General features: G+C 65.8%; 6 protein-coding genes. 5 read left to right on the forward strand and 1 reads right to left on the reverse strand.

What is annotated here, in order from left to right; translation table 11 throughout:
* Positions 1-252: 252 nt before the first annotated feature.
* Positions 253-1,074 (forward strand): DNA-binding transcriptional regulator, encoded by an 822-nt coding sequence (locus tag AC1DS3_RS32855; RefSeq protein ID WP_441637205.1) that lies wholly within the window; start codon positions 253-255, stop codon positions 1,072-1,074.
* Here the strand turns inward: AC1DS3_RS32855 and AC1DS3_RS32860 are convergent.
* Positions 986-1,588: a COG4705 family protein gene (locus tag AC1DS3_RS32860; RefSeq protein ID WP_441637161.1), complete on the reverse strand. Its 603-nt coding sequence runs from the start codon at positions 1,586-1,588 to the stop codon at positions 986-988. The genes AC1DS3_RS32855 and AC1DS3_RS32860 overlap by 89 nt on opposite strands.
* A 377-nt stretch (positions 1,589-1,965) precedes the next feature.
* Here AC1DS3_RS32860 and AC1DS3_RS32865 point away from each other — a divergent pair, with 377 nt between their 5' ends.
* The 4 genes from AC1DS3_RS32865 to AC1DS3_RS32880 all read left to right on the forward strand — a co-directional run.
* Complete coding sequence (locus tag AC1DS3_RS32865; RefSeq protein WP_441637159.1) at positions 1,966-3,828, forward strand: bifunctional 3-(3-hydroxy-phenyl)propionate/3-hydroxycinnamic acid hydroxylase; 1,863 nt, start codon at positions 1,966-1,968, stop codon at positions 3,826-3,828.
* A gap of 2 nt (positions 3,829-3,830) precedes the next feature.
* On the forward strand, positions 3,831-4,790 hold the full coding sequence (locus AC1DS3_RS32870) for a 3-carboxyethylcatechol 2,3-dioxygenase (protein ID WP_441637157.1): 960 nt from the start codon (positions 3,831-3,833) through the stop codon (positions 4,788-4,790).
* Positions 4,791-4,810: 20 nt separating this feature from the next.
* Positions 4,811-5,596, forward strand: coding sequence for a 2-keto-4-pentenoate hydratase (mhpD, locus tag AC1DS3_RS32875; protein ID WP_477128800.1), 786 nt, complete (start codon positions 4,811-4,813; stop codon positions 5,594-5,596).
* A 24-nt stretch (positions 5,597-5,620) separates the two neighbouring features.
* A partial coding sequence (locus AC1DS3_RS32880; RefSeq protein WP_477128801.1) for an acetaldehyde dehydrogenase (acetylating) occupies positions 5,621-6,560 on the forward strand: 940 nt, incomplete at its 3' end.

Here is a 6,560-nt window from a genome sequence, read left to right on the forward strand (position 1 = left end):
CTCCGGCCCCAGGAAGAAGGGGCAACTCTGCCTAGTGCCGGCCTGCCGGTGAGTTAGCATGGTATTGGCATCCTACAAGCGTAGTGCAGGTACCCGGCTTGTGTGCGCCAAATTCATTTGGCTCGCTTTAGCACGACCTCTCCCGAGGCGGCAGATGTGGTCCCTTTTAGAGTGTAGAGAGCCGATTGCATCCCGAAAAAAAAAGAACAGAATGTGCAAAGAGTGCACGACATTGATTTGAAAGGATTCTTTATGCCTGCCGGCCGAACTTCGCCCTACGCCAGCGTGCGCGGCCTCAGCCGCGGCTTGGATGTGCTGAAAGCGCTGAACCGGATGGAAAGCGGGCGCGGCACCGCCCCGCAACTGAGCGAGCAGACCGGGCTGCACCGCACCACGGTCAGGCGCCTACTGGAGACGCTGATAGCGGAAGGCTTCGTGCGCCGCAGCAAGTCGGACGACAGCTATCGCCTGACGCTGCAGGTCAGGGCCTTGAGCGAAGGCTTCAATGACGATGAGTGGATTTCCACTATCGCCGCGCCGCTGATGGGCGAGTTGCTGCAGCGCGTGCTGTGGCCGTCCGACCTGACGACGCCCGACGGCGACGCTATGATCATTCGCGAGACCACGCACAGGTTCAGCCCCCTGTCCTTTCACCGGGCGATGGTGGGAAGGCGTCTGCCGATGCTGTCGACGGCCGCCGGACGGGCCTATTTTGCGTTTTGCGGCGACGGGGAACGGGAAGACATCCTCAACCTGCTGCGCTCAGGCGACGGAGGCGATGAGCAGGCGGCGCTGGCCAACAACACCGCCTATGTCCGCAAGTTGGTCGAGCGCGTGCGCGCGGATGGCTTTGGATCGAATCGCGGCGAGTGGCTAGAGCAGCGCAAGATCGGCGCGGTCGCCGTGCCGATCCTGCACGCGGACGGCGTGCGCGGCAGCCTCAATGTGGTGTATCTTGCGCGCGCCCTGACCGAGGAGGACGCGATCAAGCGCTTCGTGGCACCGCTGCAGGACATTGCGAATCGCGTGCGGGAAATGATGGTCCTCCCCAAGTCGGCACGGAAGACAACTTAGGCAAGTCGCCCACGACGGCGCCAAGCGGCCGCGTGAGGATAAAGGCTGCCCAGAACAGCATGGTGCGGGACATTCTCGTCCAATAGTAGGCCGCGACCATCGTTGCTAGCAGCGCGCCAAAGGCCATCATCCCGTCCAGGTATCTCATCCTTGCCGTTTCCGCTGTCCAGTCGCCGAGCGCGGTTCCCAATGTCTGCGAGAACATGATCGTCGCCCAGTAGAACATCTCGGCCTTGGGGGATTCCACGGTATCGACCGATACGGTGCCAAGCGTCCGGCACCAGATGGCCAGTGACAGCATCAGCAAGATGGACAGCACTGATGTGCCCCCGGCATAGCTAATCCTCGGGGAGCGGTCAACAAAATCGGCCAGGGTCGTGCCGACAGTCGTGGTGGCGACGATGGGCACCCAGTACAGCGCGGGCTGAGTGCTTCTCGCGCCAGTTGCTGATGAGTGCCTTAGTGATCTCTTCGGCGCTCTTGTCGCGACAAAACCAGCGCGGTCGCTCTCCATGGAATTGAGCGCCTGCGGCACCTACAGCCTGCGCGAGAGGGCCCGGACGTTTGCGTGCTTGATAAGCATAAAACGCTTATAAATCAATCATGTGCATTCCTTGCACATTCTGAAGATTTTTTTGAGCGCGGGGCAATCGATGCATAGACTCTCTAAAAAATCACGAAACTGAATGGAGATGCCCCCATGCCCAACTACTCTGCAGCCCGCGTCGGCAAGACCCTGACCGACGCCTGACCGGCTTCCGCCGCCGCCACCCTGATCTTCAACACGGGGCGGCATTCGTGTCGGATCCGACGCTTCCCGAATTCATCGACCTGCGTCCAGTACGCACTCGGCGCGGGGGCGCGCTCGCCCTTTTTGCCAGAAGGAGACCTATGACCACCACGGCCAACCCGGCGGAGACAGCCGGCAGTCCATCCAGCACAGCCCTCCTGGATACCGATGTCGCCATCATCGGCGCCGGCCCCGTCGGGCTGATGATCGCCAACATCCTCGGCCAGCAAGGCGTTCGCGTGACAGTGATCGAGAAGCTCGACCAGCTCATCGACTACCCGCGCGCCATCGGCCTCGACGACGAAGCCCTGCGCGTGTTCCAGGCGGTCGGCCTGGCCGACACCCTGCTGCCCCACACCACACCAGACCATTGGATGCGCTTCGTCACGAAGGACGGGCACTGCTTCGCCTCGATCGAGCCGCGCACCGACGAATTCGGCTGGTCGCGCCGCAACGCTTTCCTCCAGCCGCTGGCCGACCGGGTGCTCTTCGAAGGCCTGCGGCGCTTCGAGCACGTGCAAGTACTCTTCGGTCTCGGCCTCGAGTCATTTTCGCAGGATGCCTCCGGCGTCAGCATCACAGCTCGCAGCGCCGATGGTCACAGCCGCGTCTTCCGTGCCGGCTACATGGTGGGCGCCGACGGCGGCAACAGCCTCGTGCGCCGCGCATTGGACGTTCCGTTCGAGGGCCGCACCAAGCCGAACCAGTGGATCGTCGTCGACGTGCGCAACGACCCGGTCGGCTCGCCCCACATCTACATGCATTGCGACCACGAGCGCCCGTACGTGTCGGCGGCCCTGCCGCACGGCATCCGCCGCTTCGAGTTCATGGTGATGCCGGGCGAGACGGAGGAAGAACTCTCGAAGCCCGCGAACATGGCGGCGTTGATCAGCAAGGTCGTGGCCGATCCCGACAAGGTCGAGTACATCCGCAAGCGCGTCTACACGCACAACGCGCGGCTGGCCGCGACGTTCCGGGTGGACCGCGTCCTGCTGGCGGGCGACGCCGCGCACATCATGCCGGTCTGGCAGGGCCAGGGCTACAACAGCGGCATCCGCGACGCCAACAACCTCGGCTGGAAGCTCGCCATGGTGGCAAAGGGGCAGGCCGACGCGCGCCTGCTCGACACCTACACCGCCGAGCGCCGTGCCCACGCCCGCGCCATGATCCACCTCTCCGAGGTAGCGGGCGACATCTTCGCGCCAACCACCCGCTTCGGCGCCCGCTTCCGCGACGCCTTCGTGCGCAGCTTCAACGTGCTGCCGGCGGTCAAGCGCTACTTCATCGAGATGCGCTTCAAGCCCATGCCCCGCTACGAGGAAGGCGTGGTGCTGCTGCCGCCGCCGCGCAAGACCGGCGGCTGGCTGGCCCATGTGCTGGAACGTTCCGGCAATTCCGCCCCCGGCCGCCTGCTCGGCCTGATGAGCGAGAAGCGCGACTCGTTCCTCGGCCGCCTGGCCTACGGCCGCGACCCACTCGCCGCGTCCCCGGTCGGCCGCCTCTTCATCCAGCCACGCGTGCGCACCGCCGACGGCCGCCTGGTGTTGCTCGATGACGCCATCGGCAACAGCCTCGCCGTGATTGGMTGGGGCACGGACCCAACCTTCGGCCTGACCGCACAGGCCCGCGAAATCTGCGAGCGGGCGGGCGTGCGCTTCGTGCTCGCCAAGCCGGACGTGCAGCTCCACCATGCCGACGACGTGCCAGAAGGCGTCATTCCCATCGGCGATGCAGCCGGCCGCCTGAAAGACTGGTTCAGCCGGCTGCCGGAGTCCGTGGTGCTGCTGCGTCCCGATCGCTTCGTCGCTGGCGTGTGCACGCCGCAGCAGGTCTCGGCGGCCATCGTCGAGCTGGCCGGCAAGTTGGGCATGATCGACATGCCGGCCGCAGGCGCCACGGCCCAGACACCGCTATCTCGACCGACGCGTGGTCCCCTCGAAATCACACAAGCCGCAGGAGCCTGAACATGCCGATTCACCTGGAGTGTCTGTCGCACACGCCGTTGCATGGCTACTTCGATCCCGCGCCTGATGTCGTGGCCGAGGTCGAGCGCGTGCAGGCCGCGGCGCGTGAGCGCGTGCGCGCCTTCGATCCCGAGTTGATCGTCCTCTTCGCGCCCGATCACTACAACGGCTTCTTCTACGACATGATGCCACCGTTCTGCATAGGCGCCGCCGCGCAGGCGATTGGTGACTTTCGCAGCATGGCCGGCACCTTGCCCGTGCCCGGCGACCTCGCCCTGGCACTCGCCGAAAGCGTGCTCGCGGCGGAGATCGACGTGTCGATCTCGTACCGGATGCAGGTCGACCACGGCTTCGCCGACGCGCTGGAAACCCTGGCCGGCAGGCTCGACCGCTACCCGGTCATCCCGGTCTTCATCAATTCGGTCGCGCCCCCGATGGCCACCCTGCGTCGCGCCCGCCTGCTGGGCGATGCGATCGGCCGCTTCCTGGCCCGGACGGGCAAACGGGTACTGGTGGTAGGTTCCGGCGGTATCTCGCACGAACCTCCAGTGCCGGAACTGATCGGCGCGACGGAGGAAGTCGCCGAGCGGCTGATCGCCGGGCGCAATCCGTCGCCAGAATCGCGAGCCGCCCGGCAAGCACGCACCCTGGCCGCCGCCAAGGCGTTCGCGGCCGGCGACAGCCGCCTGCATCCGCTCAACCCGGAATGGGACCGCACCTTCCTGAACCATCTCGCCTCCGGCGAGCTGACCGCCGTCGACGGCATGACCAATGATGCCATCACCCGCGAAGGCGGCAAGTCGGCGCACGAGATCCGCACCTGGGTCGCGGCCTTCGGCGCGCTGGCGGCCTCCGGCCCCTACAGCGCCTCCCTCGACTACTACCGCGCCATCCCGGAATGGATCGCGGGCTTCGCCACCATGCATGCCGTGCCGCGCGCCACCCTTGCGCCGGCGGCCTGACCGATATCAAGGAGACCCAGATGTCCGACCAGAACATCAACGCCATCGCCGCGCGCCTGCGTGAAGCCGAGGCGACGCGCCAGACCGTCGCCCCGGTCCGCGGCGATATCGCCATCGACGATATCGCCACCGCCTACGCCATCCAGCAGGCCAACATCGACGCCCGCGTGGTGAATGGCGAACGTATCGTCGGCCGCAAGATCGGCCTGACCTCCGTGGCCGTGCAGAAGCAGCTCGGCGTGGACCAGCCTGATTTCGGTGCGCTGTTCGCCGGCATGGCCTACGGCGACAGCCAGCCGATGCCGCTGTCGCGCCTGCTTCAGCCGAAGGTGGAGGCGGAGATCGCCCTCGTACTGAAGCACGACCTGGCCCACGAGCAGCACACCTTCGCCGACATCCTGTACGCCACGGCCTATGCACTGGCCGCCATCGAAGTGGTCGACAGCCGCATCCAGAACTGGGACATCCGCTTCGTCGACACCGTGGCCGACAACGCCTCCAGCGCCCTGTTCGTACTGGGCAGCCGCCCGGTATCGCTGTCGGCCATTGATCTCACCGCCTGCTCGATGACGCTGTCGCAGGACGGCGAGGCGCTGTCACGCGGCAACGGCGCCKCCTGCCTGGGCAACCCGCTGAATGCGGCCGTGTGGCTGGCCGACCGGATGGTCCGGCTCGGCACCCCGCTGCGCGCCGGCGACATCGTACTAACCGGTGCGCTCGGCCCGATGGTGCCGGTCACGCGGGAGGGGACGTTCACCGCTGAAATCGAAGGGCTTGGCAGCGTCCGCGCGACGTTCGCCGAATGACACGCGAATAACAAGGAAAATCACTTGGCTTCCAAAAAACTCAAGGCAGCGATCATCGGCTCCGGCAACATCGGCACCGACCTGATGATCAAGATCCTGCGCAACAGCAAGCATCTGGAAATAGCGGCGATGGTCGGCATCGATCCCGCCTCCGACGGGCTGGCGCGGGCCGCCCGGCTGGGCGTGGCCACCACACACGAAGGCGCCGATGGCCTTAGCCGCCTGCCGGTGTTCGACGAGATCGACTTCGTCTTCGACGCCACCTCGGCGGGCGCGCACGTGAAGAACGATGCACTGCTACGCCAGCGCAAGCCGGGCCTGCGCGTGATCGACCTGACGCCCGCCGCCATCGGCCCATACTGTGTGCCGGTGGTCAATCTCGACGCCCAACTGGACGCGCGCAACGTCAACATGGTCACCTGCGGCGGCCAGGCCACGATTCCCATCGTGGCGGCCGTGTCGCGTGTAGCAAAGGTCCACTATGCTGAGATCGTTGCCTCGATCAGCAGCAAGTCGGCCGGACCGGGCACGCGCGCCAATATCGACGAGTTCACCGAGACGACGTCGAAGGCCATCGAGGTGGTCGGCGGCGCGGCTAAAGGCAAGGCCATCATCGTGCTCAATCCGGCCGAGCCGCCGGTGATGATGCGCGACACTGTCTATACCCTGTCCGACGTGGCCGACCGCGAGACGATCGAAGCCTCGATCGCCGACATGGTCCGCGCCGTGCATGCCTACGTGCCTGGCTATCGTCTCAAGCAGACCGTGCAGTTCGATGAGATCCCGGCCAGCGCGCCGCTGAACATCCCCGGCCTGGGCCGCTTCAGCGGAATGAAAACCTCGGTGTTCCTCGAAGTCGAGGGCGCCGCCCATTACCTGCCTGCCTACGCGGGCAATCTCGACATCATGACCTCCGCCGCCCTCGCCACCGCCGAGCGGATGGCGCAATCGCTGCTGGCGACCG

It is taken from the genome of Cupriavidus sp. 01L46 (assembly GCF_056399905.1).

Excerpts from the sequence above, each read along its gene's own strand:
- AC1DS3_RS32870 (WP_441637157.1), top strand. The coding sequence starts at position 3,831 with ATGCCGATTCACCTGGAGTGTCTGTCGCACACGCCGTTGCATGGCTAC.
- AC1DS3_RS32860 (WP_441637161.1), bottom strand. The coding sequence starts at position 1,588 with ATGGAGAGCGACCGCGCTGGTTTTGTCGCGACAAGAGCGCCGAAGAGA.
- AC1DS3_RS32855 (WP_441637205.1), top strand. The coding sequence starts at position 253 with ATGCCTGCCGGCCGAACTTCGCCCTACGCCAGCGTGCGCGGCCTCAGC.